General features: G+C 54.3%; 13 protein-coding genes. 7 read left to right on the top strand and 6 right to left on the bottom strand.

The features are described 5' to 3' along the window. Positions 1 to 2 precede the first annotated feature (2 nt). Positions 3 to 3,779, bottom strand: a complete 3,777-nt coding sequence (tamB, locus tag OGV75_RS06540; protein ID WP_047358568.1) for an autotransporter assembly complex protein TamB — start codon at positions 3,777 to 3,779, stop codon at positions 3 to 5. Further along, complete coding sequence (gene tamA / locus OGV75_RS06535) at positions 3,776 to 5,509, bottom strand: autotransporter assembly complex protein TamA (protein ID WP_016155528.1); 1,734 nt, start codon at positions 5,507 to 5,509, stop codon at positions 3,776 to 3,778. Before tamA ends, tamB begins: the two co-directional genes overlap by 4 nt. 212 nt (positions 5,510 to 5,721) lie before the next feature. Between tamA and msrA the strand changes: the two genes are divergently transcribed. Then, complete coding sequence (gene msrA / locus OGV75_RS06530) at positions 5,722 to 6,360, top strand: peptide-methionine (S)-S-oxide reductase MsrA (RefSeq protein ID WP_016155527.1); 639 nt, start codon at positions 5,722 to 5,724, stop codon at positions 6,358 to 6,360. Between the two features lie 152 nt (positions 6,361 to 6,512). Then, positions 6,513 to 7,853 (top strand): polyamine export protein PaeA, encoded by a 1,341-nt coding sequence (gene paeA, locus OGV75_RS06525; RefSeq protein WP_003830418.1) that lies wholly within the window; start codon positions 6,513 to 6,515, stop codon positions 7,851 to 7,853. Positions 7,854 to 7,920: 67 nt separating this feature from the next. Here paeA and OGV75_RS06520 read toward each other — a convergent pair whose 3' ends face one another. Then, on the bottom strand, positions 7,921 to 8,127 hold the full coding sequence (locus tag OGV75_RS06520; protein WP_003025710.1) for a DUF1107 domain-containing protein: 207 nt from the start codon (positions 8,125 to 8,127) through the stop codon (positions 7,921 to 7,923). 327 nt (positions 8,128 to 8,454) lie between these two features. Here OGV75_RS06520 and OGV75_RS06515 point away from each other — a divergent pair, with 327 nt between their 5' ends. Next, positions 8,455 to 9,012, top strand: a complete 558-nt coding sequence (locus tag OGV75_RS06515; RefSeq protein ID WP_047358569.1) for a YtfJ family protein — start codon at positions 8,455 to 8,457, stop codon at positions 9,010 to 9,012. Here OGV75_RS06515 and cysQ read toward each other — a convergent pair. Beyond that, complete coding sequence (gene cysQ / locus OGV75_RS06510) at positions 9,002 to 9,742, bottom strand: 3'(2'),5'-bisphosphate nucleotidase CysQ (RefSeq protein ID WP_016151445.1); 741 nt, start codon at positions 9,740 to 9,742, stop codon at positions 9,002 to 9,004. The genes OGV75_RS06515 and cysQ overlap by 11 nt on opposite strands. Before the next feature lie 187 nt (positions 9,743 to 9,929). Between cysQ and cpdB the strand changes: the two genes are divergently transcribed. Next, positions 9,930 to 11,873, top strand: a complete 1,944-nt coding sequence (gene cpdB / locus OGV75_RS06505; protein WP_286480460.1) for a 2',3'-cyclic-nucleotide 2'-phosphodiesterase — start codon at positions 9,930 to 9,932, stop codon at positions 11,871 to 11,873. Positions 11,874 to 11,921: 48 nt separating this feature from the next. Here the strand turns inward: cpdB and OGV75_RS06500 are convergent, their stop codons facing one another. Next, positions 11,922 to 12,326 carry a winged helix-turn-helix transcriptional regulator gene (locus OGV75_RS06500; protein WP_016151443.1) on the bottom strand — a complete coding sequence of 135 codons (405 nt, stop codon included), beginning with the start codon at positions 12,324 to 12,326 and terminating at the stop codon, positions 11,922 to 11,924. Between the two features lie 85 nt (positions 12,327 to 12,411). On the opposite strand from OGV75_RS06500, the gene OGV75_RS06495 reads away from it, so the two are divergent. The 3 genes from OGV75_RS06495 to OGV75_RS06485 all read left to right on the top strand — a co-directional run bounded on the left by OGV75_RS06495 (position 12,412) and on the right by OGV75_RS06485 (position 15,208). After that, positions 12,412 to 13,260, top strand: a complete 849-nt coding sequence (locus OGV75_RS06495; RefSeq protein ID WP_286480459.1) for an SDR family oxidoreductase — start codon at positions 12,412 to 12,414, stop codon at positions 13,258 to 13,260. An 81-nt stretch (positions 13,261 to 13,341) separates the two neighbouring features. After that, entirely contained in the window at positions 13,342 to 14,166 is an 825-nt protein-coding gene (locus tag OGV75_RS06490) for an AraC family transcriptional regulator (protein ID WP_286480458.1), read from the top strand. Between the two features lie 76 nt (positions 14,167 to 14,242). Next, positions 14,243 to 15,208, top strand: a complete 966-nt coding sequence (locus OGV75_RS06485) for a DMT family transporter (RefSeq protein ID WP_016151440.1) — start codon at positions 14,243 to 14,245, stop codon at positions 15,206 to 15,208. Positions 15,209 to 15,271: 63 nt separating this feature from the next. Here OGV75_RS06485 and OGV75_RS06480 read toward each other — a convergent pair whose 3' ends face one another. Continuing rightward, positions 15,272 to 16,825, bottom strand: coding sequence for a methyl-accepting chemotaxis protein (locus OGV75_RS06480; RefSeq protein WP_046275835.1), 1,554 nt, complete (start codon positions 16,823 to 16,825; stop codon positions 15,272 to 15,274). Positions 16,826 to 17,209: the final 384 nt, after the last annotated feature.

Here is a 17,209-nt window from a genome sequence, read left to right as displayed (position 1 = left end):
TGCTAAAACTCGAACTGATAGAGCAAATCAAGTGCCTGATCTACGCCAGACACTGCTTCCAGATATAGCTTAGGCATCAGACGATAACGTAGCGTGAGTGTCGCTAAGGAGTCAAATATACCCACACCATATTTCACCTGCAGACCTGGCAGTACGTATCCGCTGACAACCACCTGAGATGAATCACCCACCCCTTGTGTGTCCAGTGCCAGATTGCTTACGCCAAATGTCTCCCCGATTTTACCCACAACCTGACCACTTTGTGCAACCCCCAGACCAATAAGCATTGAAGTCATTGCCGCGCTATCGCTCTGTTCGCTATCCAGCCCTTGTCCGCGTAGCAGGTAGGAAAGCGCCATTTGCTGCGACATCGCCGGGTCGGAGAAGATCTCCGCCTTCGGTTCATCGGCGGTGCCCGTGACGCGAACCCCGGCGATCACGTCGTCTTCGGTGGCTTCCGGGTTACGAATTGCTTCGATGTTGAGTAACGGTTGATCCGGCGGACCGGAGAACAACAGCTCGCCCTTACGCACAATCAGATCCTGACCATAGGCATGGAAACGTCCGCTCGGAATATTAATTTGTCCGTTCAGCCCCAGTCCCTGCTTATCCTGCACCACTTTCAGATCGCCCGTCAGACGCGCTTTCAGACCAAAGGCGTCAATACGCACGTTGTTACCGACGTGGATGTTCAGGTTGCTGTTGATCGGAATACCTGCTGTCTGCGGTTTCTCCGGTTGCAGATTGTTGTTAAGCATGACCATATCGCTGGAAACCCCTACCGCGCTCTCCGGCAGGTCGTGTACCACGATACGCGCCCACGGCACATCCACGTTGCCATCGAGGGTAAACAGGCTCGGCGTGGCTTCAAAGACCACGTCCGGCGATACGTCCAGGCGGACCATCGGCGGCACGGTAATACGAACCCTGCTGCCTTTAGCCGCAACGCGCGCCCGCCAGTTGTCTATCTGACTCCAGTCGGCATCGCCGCTCAGGTTAATTTCGCCCTGCTGCGTACGCACCACGCCCGCCAGCGTTGAGCGTGTTCCGGTGAAGTTAACGGCTAACTGGCTTGGCTGCATGTCAAACGGCATAAAGTTGCCGTCGATATCCAGACCGCTCAGCTGCAACTGTCCGAGCAGCTGCGGGCTTTGCACATCGCCGCCCAGACGTAGGTTGGCGTTGATCACCCCTGCCGCTTTTTCACCGCGCGAGAAAATGGGGTTCACCATCGCCAGATTAAAGTTGCGGATGTTGACGTTGCCGCCGAGACTGCGGCGTCCTTGCGGATCCGTCACCTGCACCTGGCCGTCAAACTGCCCGTTGTTAGTCAGGCGAATCAGCCAACCCAGCTCGGCACGGTTATTGTGCAGGTCGGCGGTCAGATTCAGCGTTTCAAACGCCACAGGGAGTGGCGCATCGTTTACGCTTTGCGTGACCTTCACATTACGTCCGCTCAGCGTAACCTGCCCCTGCGGCAGCCCCTCTTTGGTGGTGTCCCAGCTCACATCAGCTTTGCCAGTGAAAACGCCGCTGGCCTGGGTTGTATCCGGCATAAACGGTTTTAGCATCGCCAGGTCAAAGCGGTTAAGGTTCACCACCGCGCGTCCTTGTGCACCGGCATCAATGGTTTGCGGTACGCACAGTTCCGCATTCGGGTTGTTCCAGCAGTGCGGCCCAATGCTGATTTTCTGTTCCTGATTGCGATAATCCAGCGCGACAGGGCGGTTAAGGGACCACGGACCGACCGGCGTCTGGAAGCGGGTATCGCTTAACGCACCTTTCCAGCGCTGCTCTTGGCGATCAAAGCTACCTGCCAGGGAGAGCTGCCCGGAGACCGGTTCCCCCTGAATGCGCAACTGCAGCTCATGCTGCTTTTCGCTACCTTTGGCATTGAGCGTCACCAGGCCAATATTCACGTCAGGCTGTACAATCCGCTCTACGCGAACGTTGAGATTACCAGCGATTTGCTCTGCCGATTTCACGTCGCCTTCGACACGCACCTGAGCGACGGACAGCTCCTGCCAGCGCAGACCCCGAGCGGTGATATCCGCCAGCAGCTGTGGCGCTTCAACCGTACCGCGAACTTTTACCAGCCCTTTCGCCGTACCGCCCAGTCCCGGCAGCGCGTTATCCAGGCTCGGGGCATCAATCGTCGCGTCGAGATTGAGGTCTTTGACCCCCAGTTCCCCTTTCACATCCGCGCTGTTGCGTCCCAGTTCCAGATGCAGGCCCGGGATCGTCCACTGCAGGTAGCTGTTACCCTTCAGCGAACCGTGCACATTAACCTTGTTCTGCTTCACGTTGCCGGTCAGCTTCAGCTCGGGCACCTCCATCTGCCAGCTTCCGCCGTACAGACTGCCGCGAGTTTTCACCAGGCCATTCAGTTTTGATGGCCACTCCGGGATTGCTTTCGCCGTGTTGATGCCATCCAGCGTTAGCTCCCCGCGCCAGCTGATCGCCTGCTGCCAGTCCACCAGCGCTTTCAGCTCAGTTTTCCCTTCCAGCGCCGCAACGCTGAGTTTGTCGAGATTGATCTGCTGTTCGTTGCCTTTGGCGTCCAGCGTGATGGTAGCCGGAGGAATATCCTGCCCTTTCACAGCGGTACGCATCGACAGCGTATAGTCGGTCATCTTACCGGTCAGTTTGAGCTTGATGTCATCAGCCTGGAACTGCTTGTCGCCAGTAAACGGCCAGTAAACCTGCTTACTCACCACCTCAAGGTTGAGCGGCAATCCGGCTTCCGCCAGACGCGCCTGCGCCCGCAGGTCCATATCCACCGGACCAGACAGATTTACGCCGACTTCCAGCTGTTCACGCAGCGCGCCGCCGACCTTCAGCTTCACCTTTTCGCCTTTTAACGGGTCGACGTTGAGCGTGCTGTTTAACGTAATATCGACCGGCCACGTGTCGGTCAGTTGCGCCGTGCCGCTGGCTTTTACCGTCCCCTGATTCGAGTCGATATCCAGTGCATCGAGTTTCATGTTGCCGTCAATGCTGCTCACTTTCAGCAGCATGTTATGTACCGTTAAATCCGTATCCCCGGTCACGCGCAGCTGCTCGCCGCGAAACGCTTCAATGTTGAGATTGAGCGGCAGATGGACATCGGTCATTTCCGGCAGCACCGGCTTTGAGAACAGATCTTTTAGCGTTTCGCCGAGCGGTTTTTCATCCGGTTGCGGATTTTGAATCTTTGGTTCGACAACCTCTTCCTGCGCCACTTCCGCCACTTTAGGCAGGGCAATCAGCAGCCCCTGTAATGACGTTGGCTTCAGGGTCAGCGTTTTTTCCTGCCAGTTCAGGCCGGAGGTAAATTCCAGCACCGAAACCGTGGTGTCATCGATTTTGATATTGATGTTGTTCAGCGCCACGCGCGAAAGCGTGATTGGGTAAGGTGTGGAAAGGTTAAGCGGACCGCTCTCTTCCTCTTCAACCGGCGCTGATGGCGGCATCTTTTTGCTGTCGATCGCCACGTTGATATTTTTCAGCGACAGATCGTTGACGCACAGGCTGCTGTCCCACAGGCAGTTAAGCCCCACGGCCAGATGCACTTCGCCAGCATTCACCGCCACGCCAGGCTGGTCATAACGAATATTTTTGAGCGATAAATCCCGCCAGCCGCCGGTGACCTGACCAATCTCCAGCCCCGGAACCCAACGATTCGCCGCTTTGAAGAGCAGATGCAGGCCCGAGGTGGTGCCGACGAGGAACGCCACCGTGCCTAACAACAGCAGGATAAAAATCAGCACGCCGAGGCTTATCTTCTTCCATAAACTCATAATTCAGGCCCCAGACCGATGTAAAACTGTAAACCATGTTCATCTTTGTCGCCCACAGGGACAGCAAAGTCGAGCTTGATGGGTCCCACTGGCGATTGCCAGCGTACGCCGACCCCGGCACCGGTTTTGAAATCGCTTCTGCGGATATCGCTGACCGCTTCGCCGCTATCGACAAACATCGCGCCCCACCATTTTCCGGTCACGTTGTACTGATATTCCAACGAGCCGGTCGCCAGTTTAGAGGCCCCTTTCAGCTTGCCGTCGCTGCCTTCAGGCGAAATAGATTTGTATTTGTAGCCGCGAATGCTGCGATCGCCCCCGGCGAAGAAACGCAGATCCGGCGGTACTTTGTCGAAGTCCCCGGTTTCGATCCAGCCGAGGTTGCCGCGCATTACAAAGCGATGACGATCGTACAGCGTGCGGATCCAGACGTTTTGCGCCTGGAAGACGGAGAAATCAACGTCTGAACCCCAGGCCGTGTTGGAGTAATCGATGGAATAACGTTGGGAGTCGCCCCAGACTGGCATCAGACCGCCGCGCGAGCGCGTCCGACTGATCATCACGCCCGGATAGAGCAGCATGGTGGTGTTAGTGACGTTACCCTGGGTAAAGTGGTCGAGGCTCCAGCGCAGGTTGATCGCGCGCTGCCAGCCGCTGGAGAGATCCCAGTAGCGGGAAACCGCAAGCGTAGTGGAGTCCTGCTCGGTATCGTTTAAATCGGTACGCTTAAAGCCCCCCTGCACCAGGTAATACTGCTCCAGCGGGTTCTTTAATAGCGGCATTTTATAACTGAAATCAAGAACCTGCTCTGGCGCAGAGATGCTGGCGCTGGTGGTCAGGCTGTGGCCATAGGAGTTCATCCACGGCTTTTTCCACGAGGTCTTCACCCGTGGACCGACGTCAGTTGAGTAACCGACCCCGGTTTCGATGGTATTTTCAGTTCGCGGCGACACCACGCCTTTCAGCGGCAGCACTTTGGTTTCACGGGCTTTATCAAATTCCGGTGCGACGACCACGGAATTAAACCATCCGGTCGCCGACAGACGACGGTTCAGTTCGCCCAGATCTTTCGATTCGTACTCTTCACCCTCTTTAAAGGGCACCAGATTTTGCAGGTACTCATCGCGAATTTGCGAGCCTTCAAAAGTGACATGGCCAAAGCGATAGCGTTCACCGCTGTTGTAATCGATATCCCAGAATGCCTGGCGGCGTTCGAGCGCTATCCCAAGCTGGCTTTTATTAAATTCACTGTCGAAATAGCCTTTGCGCAGCGCCACGCTGGTGAGTGACTTTTTGAAGTTATCATAGTCCCCCTGATTCAGCACGGTGCCGATTGCCGGTCGCGTTTTCAGCAGATCCAGGTAATCTTTATCCGTACGTGCGCCACCGCGCAGAATCACTTCGGTGCCGCCAATCAGCACCGGCTCACCAGGGGTCACTTTGGCAATCAACACCTGGCGTCCTTTCGCCGGCGGCGGACGCAGCTCAAAATCAATGGTGGGCTCAAAGTAGCCCAGCGCTTTTAGCCCTTCGCGGATGGCATCATCAACGCGCGCACGAAAGCGTCGGTCTGGAGTGACTTCATCACTTTGAATCGTGGATAGCTGCGCACGGACGTTTTTCTCCAGCGGTCCTGATAATCCTTCGACCTGTAAGCGAACATTCGCTGCGGCGGCGGAGCCACTTAAGCACAGTAATCCCACCCAACATAACTGACGGATATGTGGCACATTTTCTCCTGAATATCCTTTTTTCCCACCCCTGGAAAAAAATACTATGCCGTTCCTCGGCTTAACAAAAAATCAACAATAAGAGTTGAAAAACAGACGACAACCCAAATATTTCTTATGTTTAACTCTAGACGTATTCACGCCGTTTATTGTGGGCAAAGACGCGTCTCGTTACAACCTTAACCCAAATGACTGATTTCGGGAGAACGGCCATGAGTTTATTTGATAGAAAGCATCTTGTTACTCAAGCAGATGCCCTACCTGGACGCAACACCCCGATGCCAGTGGCAACGCTGCATGCGGTTAACCAACATTCGATGACCAACGTGCCCGACGGTATGGAGATCGCCTTTTTCGCCATGGGATGTTTCTGGGGCGTTGAACGTTTATTCTGGTCATTACCCGGGGTATACAGCACGGCGGCTGGATATACCGGCGGCTACACCCCTAACCCAACCTATCGGGAAGTGTGTTCCGGCGATACCGGACACGCCGAAGCGGTACGCGTCGTCTATGATCCGCATGTTATCAGCTACGAGCAACTGCTGCAGGTGTTCTGGGAAAATCACGACCCGGCGCAGGGCATGCGTCAGGGGAACGACCAGGGGACGCAGTATCGCTCCGCCATTTACCCGTTAACGCCGGAGCAAACCGTCGCGGCACGGGCAAGCCTTGAGCGTTTTCAGGCAGCAATGACCGCCGCTGGCGACGAGCGCACCATTACAACGGAAATCACTACCGCAACCCCGTTTTACTATGCCGAGGACGACCACCAGCAGTATCTGCATAAAAATCCTTATGGGTACTGTGGCATTGGCGGGATTGGCGTTTGTCTGCCGCCACAAGGATAATCGCCACCCTCTGGCGGCTTTACAGTACCTTACGCTATACTAGCTCCTGAAATTGCCGGTCCACTCCCTTCGGACCGGTTTTCAATGTGTATTTCACACGGATTTATCAATTTATCCCTTCCGAGGATCTGGCCTTAACGGTCGGATAAGATATGTTAAACAGTATTTTAGTCATTCTCTGCCTGATCGCCGTGAGTGCGTTTTTCTCGATATCCGAGATCTCGCTTGCTGCATCACGCAAAATAAAACTTAAACTGCTTGCCGATGAAGGCAACGTAAACGCACAACGTGTTTTGAAGATGCAGGAAAACCCCGGCATGTTTTTTACCGTCGTGCAAATTGGCCTTAACGCGGTCGCAATTCTCGGTGGTATTGTCGGTGATGCGGCATTCTCCCCGGCGTTTTACAGCCTTTTCTCGAAGTACTTCACTCCAGAGCTGTCCGAACAGTTAAGCTTTATTCTGTCGTTCTCGCTGGTTACTGGCCTGTTCATCCTGTTCGCGGATTTAACTCCGAAACGCATCGGTATGATTGCGCCAGAAGCTGTGGCTTTGCGTATCATCAACCCGATGCGCTTCTGCCTGCTCGTCTTCCGCCCGCTGGTGTGGTTCTTTAACGGTCTGGCAAATAACATCTTCCGTCTGTTTAAGATCCCGATGGTGCGTAAAGACGACATCACCTCGGACGATATTTACGCCGTGGTCGAAGCGGGTGCGTTGGCAGGGGTTCTGCGTAAGCAGGAACATGAGCTGATTGAAAATGTGTTCGAACTGGAATCCCGTACCGTACCGTCTTCCATGACCTCGCGCGAGAATATTATCTGGTTCGATCTCCACGAAGATGAGCAAAGCCTGAAGAACAAGGTGGCGGAACATCCACACTCCAAATTCCTGGTGTGTAACGAAGATATCGACCACATCATTGGCTATGTCGATTCAAAGGATCTCCTCAACCGCGTACTGGCGAACCAAAGCATGGCGCTGAACAGTGGCGTACAGATCCGCAATACGCTGATTGTGCCGGATACGCTGACGCTCTCTGAAGCGCTGGAAAGCTTCAAAACCGCAGGCGAAGACTTTGCCGTCATCATGAACGAGTACGCGCTGGTGGTGGGGATTATCACGCTCAACGACGTTATGACTACGCTGATGGGCGATTTAGTCGGTCAGGGTCTGGAAGAGCAGATCGTGGCGCGCGATGAAAACTCATGGTTAGTCGATGGCGGTACGCCGATTGATGACGTTATGCGCGTCCTGGATATCGATGAGTTCCCGCAGTCCGGCAACTATGAAACCATCGGCGGCTTTATGATGTTCATGCTGCGTAAAATCCCGAAACGCACCGACTCGGTGAAGTATTCAGGCTACAAATTTGAAGTGGTGGATATCGATAACTACAAGATTGATCAGCTGCTGGTGACGCGTCTGGACAGTAAACCTACCGTACTGGTACCGAAACTGCCGGATGCAAAAGAAGAGGCAAAGGCGTCTTAACGTCCTGCAGAAACATCAACGGCTCCCATTCAGGAGCCGTTTTTTTAACTACCACATAGCACTTTGATCAAGCCATCTCAGTTTGCAGACGCAAGACCTGACGGTTAACTTCGGACATCACGGAAAAATGCAGTTTGTCCTTCACTTTTGGGATAAGAATCTTACCCTTATCAAATTCAAAAGCGCCTACATCCTTGATATATAACCGTCCACGAAACAGGATCTTCACGTACTTCGCCACCTGCAGCGGGTTGTATCGTTGGAAAATTTTCATTGTTGTCTCCTGCTGAGCATTACGCCTTTGCGGTACCACAATCGGTCCGACAATCCTCAGGCGCAAATTTTAATGCCCTATGACTATAGACTATCTCGCTCATGTTTCCAGCGTGTATAAGTTTATTTACCTTCAGGTTACAAATATTCAGAATTATCTTTTCAACGCTTCGCTGTCTTCAGTATAAGCCTTCATTTTTCGCAGGATTTGTGCGCCCGTCCGCAAACTGGCATCGCGCTTGCGGGAAAAAGCATCAATCGCACATATGATTAAATTCCAGACCCAAGTGGTCGGATCACCTGCAAAATAAAGAAAGAAGGAAAACCTATGACCTTACAAAAACTGCTGGCGCTGTCGTGCCTGCTGCTGCCGATGATTGCCGGTGCGCATTCGTTTGAGACCAACCAGCGCGTACCGCCGGTGGGGATCGCCGATCGTGGCGAACTGATTCTCGATAACGATAAGTTTAGCTACAAAAGTTGGAATAGCGCGCAGCTGCCAGGGAAAGTGCGAATTGTGCAACACATTGCCGGACGCACCTCCGCCAAAGAGAAAAATGCTACGCTGATCGAGGCAATCAAGGCGGCCAACCTGCCGCACGACAAATACCAGACCACCACGATCGTCAACACCGATGACGCCATTCCTGGCTCCGGTATGTTTGTGCGCAGCAGTCTGGAGAGCAATAAGAAGCTCTACCCGTGGTCACAATTTATTGTCGACAGTAATGGCATTGCGCGTAAAGCCTGGCAACTGGATGAAGAGAGCTCCGCTATCGCCGTACTTGATAAGGACGGACGCGTTCAGTGGGCAAAAGATGGTGCGTTGACGCAGGAAGAGGTGCAGCAGGTTATTGCCCTGCTGCACAAATTACTCAGTAAATAGCGACGCGGAAGCCGGGGTTGAGGAATGATTCACGTGGGGTGTAATCCAGAGATTTCCCCTGCCAGTCGTGAACGTGCGCCCCGGCTGCGGCAGCAACGGCGTGGCCAGCGGCAGTGTCCCATACGTTAGTTGGCCCAAAACGTGGGTACAGCTGTGCCTGCCCTTCCGCCACCAGGCAGAACTTCAGCGATGAGCCAATCGACGTGGTCTGGTGCTCACCCAACTGTTGCAGATACTCTTTTAACTCATTGTCAGCATGCGAGCGGCTAATCACCACCAACGGCGGACGCGCGTCACGAACATGGATTTGTTTGCGCACGCCGCACTCTTCTTTCCACGCTTTACCTTCTGCCGCGCTGTACATCACTTTCATCACCGGCGCGTAAACCACGCCCAGTACCGGCTTTCCTTGCTCGATAAGCGCAATATTGACGGTGAATTCACCGTTACGCTTAATGAACTCTTTGGTACCGTCCAGCGGGTCTACCAGCCAGTAGCGCTGCCAGTGCTGGCGAACATCCCAGCCAGGAGGCGCTTCTTCAGACAGGACCGGAATATCCGGCGTCAGCGCCAGTAATCCTTCGAGGATCACCGTATGCGCGGCGATATCCGCCGCCGTGACCGGAGAATCGTCCTGCTTGCTGGTAATCTCCATCGGTTTGATTCCATCGTAGACCTGCATAATGGCATCGCCCGCATTCCGTGCAAGCTGGCATACATGTTCTAACATTCTCCACCTCGTTTCTGTCGTGGTGTTAACTCGTTGTTTTACTTATACCCGATCGCCAAAGGATCCGCCAACTGTGATAGCGTCTGCGGTTTTAAACGCTATATTCATGTCATGATTCACAGTTCTGTAAGCAAGAAGATTTATATACATTTTCTTTTGTGGCTTAGATCTTAAAAGGATGCCCCTGATGATTAAGTTTAGTGCAACGTTTCTGGCCACGCTGATTGCAGCCAGCGTCAATGCCGCGACCGTCGATCTGCGCATAATGGAAACCACTGATTTACATAGCAATATGATGGATTTCGATTATTACAAAGATACGCCGACTGAAAAATTTGGCCTGGTTCGTACGGCAAGCCTGATCAACGCAGCACGTGGTGAAGTCAAAAACAGCGTGCTGGTTGATAACGGTGATCTGATTCAGGGCAGCCCGCTCGGGGATTATATGGCGGCCAAGGGGCTGAAAGCGGGCGAAACGCATCCGGTATATAAGGCACTGAATACGCTGGATTACGCAGTGGGTAACCTTGGCAACCATGAATTTAACTACGGTCTTGAGTATCTGCACAACGCGCTAGCCGGGGCGAAGTTCCCTTACGTTAACGCCAATATCATCGACGTTAAGACCAAAAAGCCGCTGTTTACTCCTTATCTGATCAAAGAGACTGAGGTTGTCGATCAGGAAGGAAACAAGCAGACGCTGAAAATTGGCTATATTGGGTTTGTGCCGCCACAGATCATGACCTGGGATAAAGCCAACCTCAGCGGCAAAGTGACGGTGAATGACATTACGGAAACCGCACGTAAATACGTGCCGGAAATGCGAGCCAAAGGTGTCGATGTCGTGGTGGTGGTTGCTCACTCCGGGCTTTCTGCCGACCCATACCAGGCGATGGCGGAAAACTCCGTTTACTACCTCAGTGAAGTTCCGGGCGTGGATGCCATTATGTTTGGTCACGCTCACGCCGTTTTCCCGGGGAAAGACTTTGCCAACATCAAAGGCGCAGATATCACAACAGGTACGCTCAATGGCGTTCCTGCGGTGATGCCGGGCATGTGGGGCGATCACCTGGGGGTGGTGGATTTAGTGCTGAATAACGACAGCGGTAAATGGCAGGTTACGCAGGGGAGAGCGCAGGCGCGCCCGATTTATGACGCCGCGGCCAAAAAATCACTGGCTGGCGAAGACCAAAAAATCGTTGAGATCCTAAAAGCCGATCACGATGCCACGCGTGAATTTGTCAGCAAGCCAATCGGTAAATCTGCCGACAACATGTACAGCTATCTGGCGCTGGTTCAGGACGACCCGACCGTGCAGGTGGTGAATAATGCGCAGAAAGCCTATGTGGAACATTTTATCCAGGGCGATCCGGACCTGGCGAAACTACCGGTACTTTCCGCCGCTGCACCGTTTAAAGTCGGTGGACGCAAGAACGATCCGGCCAGCTTTGTCGAAGTCGAAAAAGGTCAGCTTACCTTCCGTAACGCCGCTGATTTGTATCTCTATCCCAATACCCTGGTCGTGGTGAAAGCCAGCGGTAAAGAGGTGAAAGAGTGGCTGGAATGTTCCGCCGGGCAGTTTAATCAGATTGATATCCACAGCAGCAAACCACAGTCGTTAATTAACTGGGATGGCTTCCGTACCTATAACTTCGACGTGATTGACGGCGTGAATTATCAGATTGATGTTTCACAACCCGCTCGCTATGACGGTGAATGCCAGACGATTAACCCGCAAGCGGAGCGTATTAAAAATCTGACCTTTAACGACAAACCGATCGATCCGAACGCAACCTTCCTCGTCGCGACCAACAACTACCGCGCCTACGGCGGTAAGTTTGCCGGGACCGGCGACAGCCACATCGCGTTTGCATCACCAGATGAAAACCGCTCGGTGCTGGCAGCATGGATAGGTTCCCAGACAAAGAGCGCAGGCGAAATTCATCCAGCGGCAGATAACAACTGGCGCCTGGCGCCGATTCACAGCGAGACACAACTGGATATTCGCTTTGAAACATCACCGTCTGATAAAGCCGCTGCGTTTATCAAAGAGAAAGGCCAGTATCCACTGAAGAAAGTCGCTACCGATGACATCGGCTTCGCCATTTATCAGTTGGATTTGAGTAAGTAAGACCACGCCGGGTGGCGCTGCGCCATCCGGCAAGCCCGACCAGGTCGTTTACGCTGATGCCGGGACGTCTTCGTTCTTAACGGTATGATTTGCCAAAACCTGCGGCAAATTCACCTCTATCCAGTCCGCCAGCGCTGCGACTTTTTCGCTCACCTGCTCACCCAACGGTGTCAGGCTATACTCCACATGCGGCGGTACCACTGGATATGACACCCGATTGATAAACCCGTCCTGTTCTAACGCCTGCAGGGATTGCGCCAGCATTTTTTCACTGACGCCGCCCATCTTACGGCGCAAATCGCTGAAACGGTGCGTACCGTCGCGCAGCGCCACCAGAATCAATACACCCCAGCGGCTGGTGACGTGTTTTAACACCTCGCGGGAGGGACACTGCTCGGCAAACAAGTTGCCATCACGTAATTGCTGGGAGAGCGTCAAAGCTGTCATTTTCATACTAACCTTTTTGTGCGTACTTACTAAAAGTAAGTTTAAGTGTTAATGTGATTAAACACAAGACCAATACCAAAGGAGTTATCCTATGATCGCGATTACTGGTGCCACTGGCCAACTGGGCCAACACGTTATTGAAACGCTACTGAAAACCGTTCCTGCCAGCCAGATTGTGGCTATTGTGCGTAATCCTGCTAAAGCGACGGCGCTTAGCCAGCAGGGCATTACCGTTCGTCAGGCGGATTACAGTGATGAAGCTGCCTTTACCACGGCCTTACAGGGGATAGACAAGTTACTGCTAATCTCCTCCAGCGAAGTGGGACAACGTGCCCCGCAGCATCGCAACGTGATTAACGCGGCGAAAGCGGCCCACGTGAAATTTATCGCCTACACCAGCCTGCTGCACGCCGATCGCTCCCCGCTGGGGCTGGCTGATGAGCATGTCGCAACCGAGAAGATGCTGGCTGAATCCGGTATCGCGTACGCGCTGCTGCGTAACGGTTGGTACACCGAAAACTATCTCGCCAGCGCACCAGCCGCGCTGGAACACGGCGTGTTTATTGGGGCGGCGGGAGAAGGCAAAATCGCCTCGGCGACCCGTGCCGACTATGCCGCTGCCGCCGCGCGCGTCATCAGTGAAGACGGTCATGCCGGTAAAATCTATGAACTGGCGGGCGACGCAGGCTGGACCCTGTGCCAGCTGGCGGCCGAACTGGCAAAACAGAGCGGTAAAAAAGTGGTGTATCAAAACCTGAGCGAAGCTGATTTTGCCGCCGCGCTGAAAAGTGTAGGTCTACCTGCCGGACTGGCGGACATGCTGGCTGACTCAGACGTTGGTGCCTCTAAAGGTGGCCTCTTCGACGACAGCCATACGCTGAGCAAACTGATTGGTCGCCCAACCACGTCGCTGGCAGACAGCGTCAAAGGCATCGTGTAAGTGTTAAAAATTAGTTAATTGTGGTGGCATCCCCGCGCATCCTCTCTGATAATGACATGATGATGCGTGGGGAGAGAATACGTGCAAGGTGTACCTGAGCAGTTTATTGATGAGAAAGACAGCGCCCGCTTTCGCCATCTGGCACAGGTGCCGGGCGTTGAGCTGTATCATGCGCACATCTCGCGTTACGCCTTTGAACCCCACACCCATGAAGCGTTTGGTATTGGCGCGATAGAAGCCGGAGCCGAACGTTTTCGCTATCGCGGCACGCAGTACGTGGCCCCCACCCATTCCGTCGTCACCATGAATCCCGATGAGCTACATACCGGCGAAGCGGAAACCGCCGACGGCTGGCGCTATCGGATGATCTATCTTGAGCCCGATCTTCTGGAAGAAGTCACCGGGATCCGCCACTGGTGGTTTCATGACGTAACGCGTCACGATCCGCTACGCTCGCGCCAGATCTGCTCGCTGATCCATGGCCTGTGGAACACTGAGGATCCGCTGGCGCAAAAAGGGCTATTACTCGATCTGATCGACACGTTCCAGCCGCTGGCCCGCCATGCGCCGGTATTACCGGAGGGATCGCATCGCTTTGAGCGGGTACGCGAGTATTTGCACGATAATTATATGCACCCGGTAACGCTCGACGAACTGGCGCGGGTTGCAGCGCTGAGCCCCTGGCATTTTCAGCGCCAGTTTAAATCTCATTTCCACGTCACGCCGCACCAGATGCTGATGGCTATCCGCCTGTGGCGAGCCAAAGGTTTTCTCACTCACGGAATGCCCGCCGCGGAGGTCGCTGCCGCAACCGGCCTCACCGACCAGTCGCATCTCACCCGCGCGTTTACCCATCGCTACGGTATTACGCCGGTACGTTATCAGAAACAAGTCGTCCGGCGTTGAACAGCAATCTCATACAATACGGCTGCATTTTTCCTGCCTACACTCGACTTATTGTTAAGCGATGTGGATGTCAAAAATGATTAGCGGCGTGTTGTATGCCCTGCTGGCTGGGCTGATGTGGGGATTAATTTTTGTTGGGCCGCTGATCGTACCGGAATACCCGGCGGTATTGCAGTCGATGGGGCGCTATCTGGCGCTGGGGCTGATAGCGTTGCCGATTGCCTGGCTGGGGCGTGTGCGCTTGCGTCAGTTGACGCGTAAAGACTGGGTCACTGCGCTGGCGCTAACGATGATGGGTAATCTGATTTATTACGTTTGCCTGGCAAGCGCCATCCAGCGCACTGGCGCGCCGGTTTCAACGATGATTATTGGTACATTGCCGGTTGTGATCCCGGTCTTCGCTAACCTGCTCTACAGCCAGCGCGACGGCAAATTATCATGGTGGCGTCTGTCGCCTGCGCTGGTGCTGATTGGTATCGGTCTGCTGTGCGTGAATATCTCGGAGCTGAATCAAGGCTTACCCGACTTTAGCGGCTGGCGTTATGGTTCTGGAATCGCGCTGGCGCTGATCTCGGTAGTGTGTTGGGCGTGGTATGCGCTGCGTAATGCCCGCTGGCTGCGCGAGAATCCAGATAAGCACCCGATGATGTGGGCGACGGCCCAGGCACTGGTAACGTTGCCTGTTTCTCTGCTCGGTTATATTGCAGCCTGCCTGTGGCTGAACGGACAAACGCCGGACTTTGCCCTGCCCTTCGGCCCGCGTCCGGGCGTGTTTATCGGCCTGATGATAGCGATTGCGGTATTGTGTTCGTGGGTTGGCGCACTGTGCTGGAACGTCGCCAGCCAAAAATTGCCGACGGTGATCCTCGGCCCGCTGATTGTCTTCGAAACGCTGGCTGGCCTGGTGTACACCTTTATCCTGCGCCAGGAATTCCCGCCGCTGCTGACGGTAAGCGGCATTGCGCTGCTGATTGTTGGGGTGGTGATAGCCGTCAGAGCCAAACCACAGAAACCAAGCGTCGTCGTGGTTCCACAATCATAATGGCCCGAACGGCGCTGCGCTAATCCGACCTACAAGGTATTATTTTGTAGGCCGGAGTAGACGTTAAACTTTAAACACCGCTACGGTCTGATTCAGTCGTGCTGCCTGCTCTTCGAGCGCGGCGGCGGCGGAAGCGGACTCCTCCACCAGCGAGGCGTTTTGCTGCGTCACGCGATCCATCTCGGCAACCGCCTGACCTACCTGATCGATACCCCGGCTCTGTTCATCAGAAGCCGAGGCTATCTCGCCCATGATGTCGGTCACACGGGTCACGGCGCTCACAATTTCCGCCATCGTTTCACCCGCTTCATGCACCAGCGCCGTACCGGCATTCACCCGATTCCCCGAGTCATCAATCAGTGCCTTAATCTCTTTCGCCGCCTGAGCGCTACGCTGTGCCAGTGTACGGACCTCGCCAGCGACCACGGCAAACCCGCGCCCCTGCTCGCCCGCACGCGCCGCTTCTACTGCCGCGTTCAGCGCCAGAATATTGGTCTGGAAGGCAATGCCGTCGATAACATTGGTAATTTGCGCGATTTTGCTGGAACTGGTGGCGATTTCATCCATCGTACGCACCACGCCATCAACCACGGTTCCGCCTTTCTGCGCCGTCTGTGAGGCATTTTTTGCCAGACTGGTCGCCTGACGCGCGTTATCCGCGTTCTGCTTCACGGTAGCGGTGAGTTGTTCCATGCTGGCAGCAGTCTCTTCCAGAGAGGCGGCCTGCTGCTCGGTACGTGAAGAGAGATCGTTACTGCCGGCGGCAATTTCACCTGCGCCGGTATAGATGGTGTCAGCCCCGTCACGCACCACGCTGACTGTGTTCGCCAGCGCCTGCTGCATGTCGCGAACGTTGACTGCCAGCAGCGCCATCTCATTGCTGCCATCGGCGTTGATGCTGTGCGTCAAATCACCCGCAGCAATGTGGCGAATATGCCCCATCACTTCGTGGAGAGGCTTGAGCAGCACTCGCTGCATCGCCAGCCAGCTGGCGATAATCACGGTGACGACAATCAGCATCACGGCAGACAGCAGCCAGATTATCTTCTGGTAATCACTCTCATTGTCCTGCACCCCGGCAGTGGCCAGCGCCGTTTGCGCGCTACGCCATTCCCGATAGACTTCCTGCATGGCCGTTTGCTTTTGCTCGGCATTCTGCTTGAACATCTCTTCCAGCTTACCTTCAGCCAGCAGCGCGTTCATTTTAGCCAGCGTCGCAGAATAGATGCCGTACTGCTCTTCCAGTCGATCGGCCAGATGTTCATCAAGCCCCGGCGTTTCCGGCAGGGCGTAGTATTTATCGTAATGCTCTTTCGATTCGGCCAACAGGCGATTTGCCGTGTTCACCAGTTCCTTCAACTGACCGCCGTTAATCTCGCTGGCCATCGTGCCCTGTAAACGCAACATGCCCCGGTTGAGCGTGACGCGAGCCTGGTTCAGGCTAATCCACGCATCGGTAAACTCGGCCACGTTCTGGCTGGAAAGCTGAGAGACGTTAAAGTTTTGCTTATCGTTATTGAGCGCGCCAATAAAGACGCCCGCGGAGATGAGCTGCATCGCGCCAAGGGCGAGTAACACGGTGATAAGTAGGGTTATCACTTTGATTCGTTTAAACATCTGTAGCCTTTTATTATGCAGGTATTGTCTGAGGTCTAACTATCGGCAGCGGCGTGCGCTTATTTAATCCTGTCGCGCGGCTTTTTTCGCCGCACCTCTCCTTTCTAATAAGATTCAGCACCTTAACGAAACAAGAAATTTTCGTGACATTCCTCACAAAACACCCCACCACGAAAGCAATACCGTTCAGTTAACTCCTCTGTATCAGAAATCATCAGCCTGTATTGGCGGAGGTGATGAACATGCTATCTCAGAGAAAGGGTTCCGTTCACCTCATGTTCATCGTTTCTCTGAAACACCAATTCCTGTGAACGTGTTAAGGGTACTATCGCCGTACCCTTAACAATCCCGGCTCCCGGCGGGAAAATTGCCGCTCCGCGGTCC

The sequence above is a fragment of the Citrobacter sp. Cb028 genome (assembly GCF_030336705.1).
Taxonomy (GTDB): Bacteria; Pseudomonadota; Gammaproteobacteria; order Enterobacterales; family Enterobacteriaceae; genus Citrobacter; species Citrobacter braakii.
This window is presented reverse-complemented; position numbering and strand designations above follow the sequence as displayed.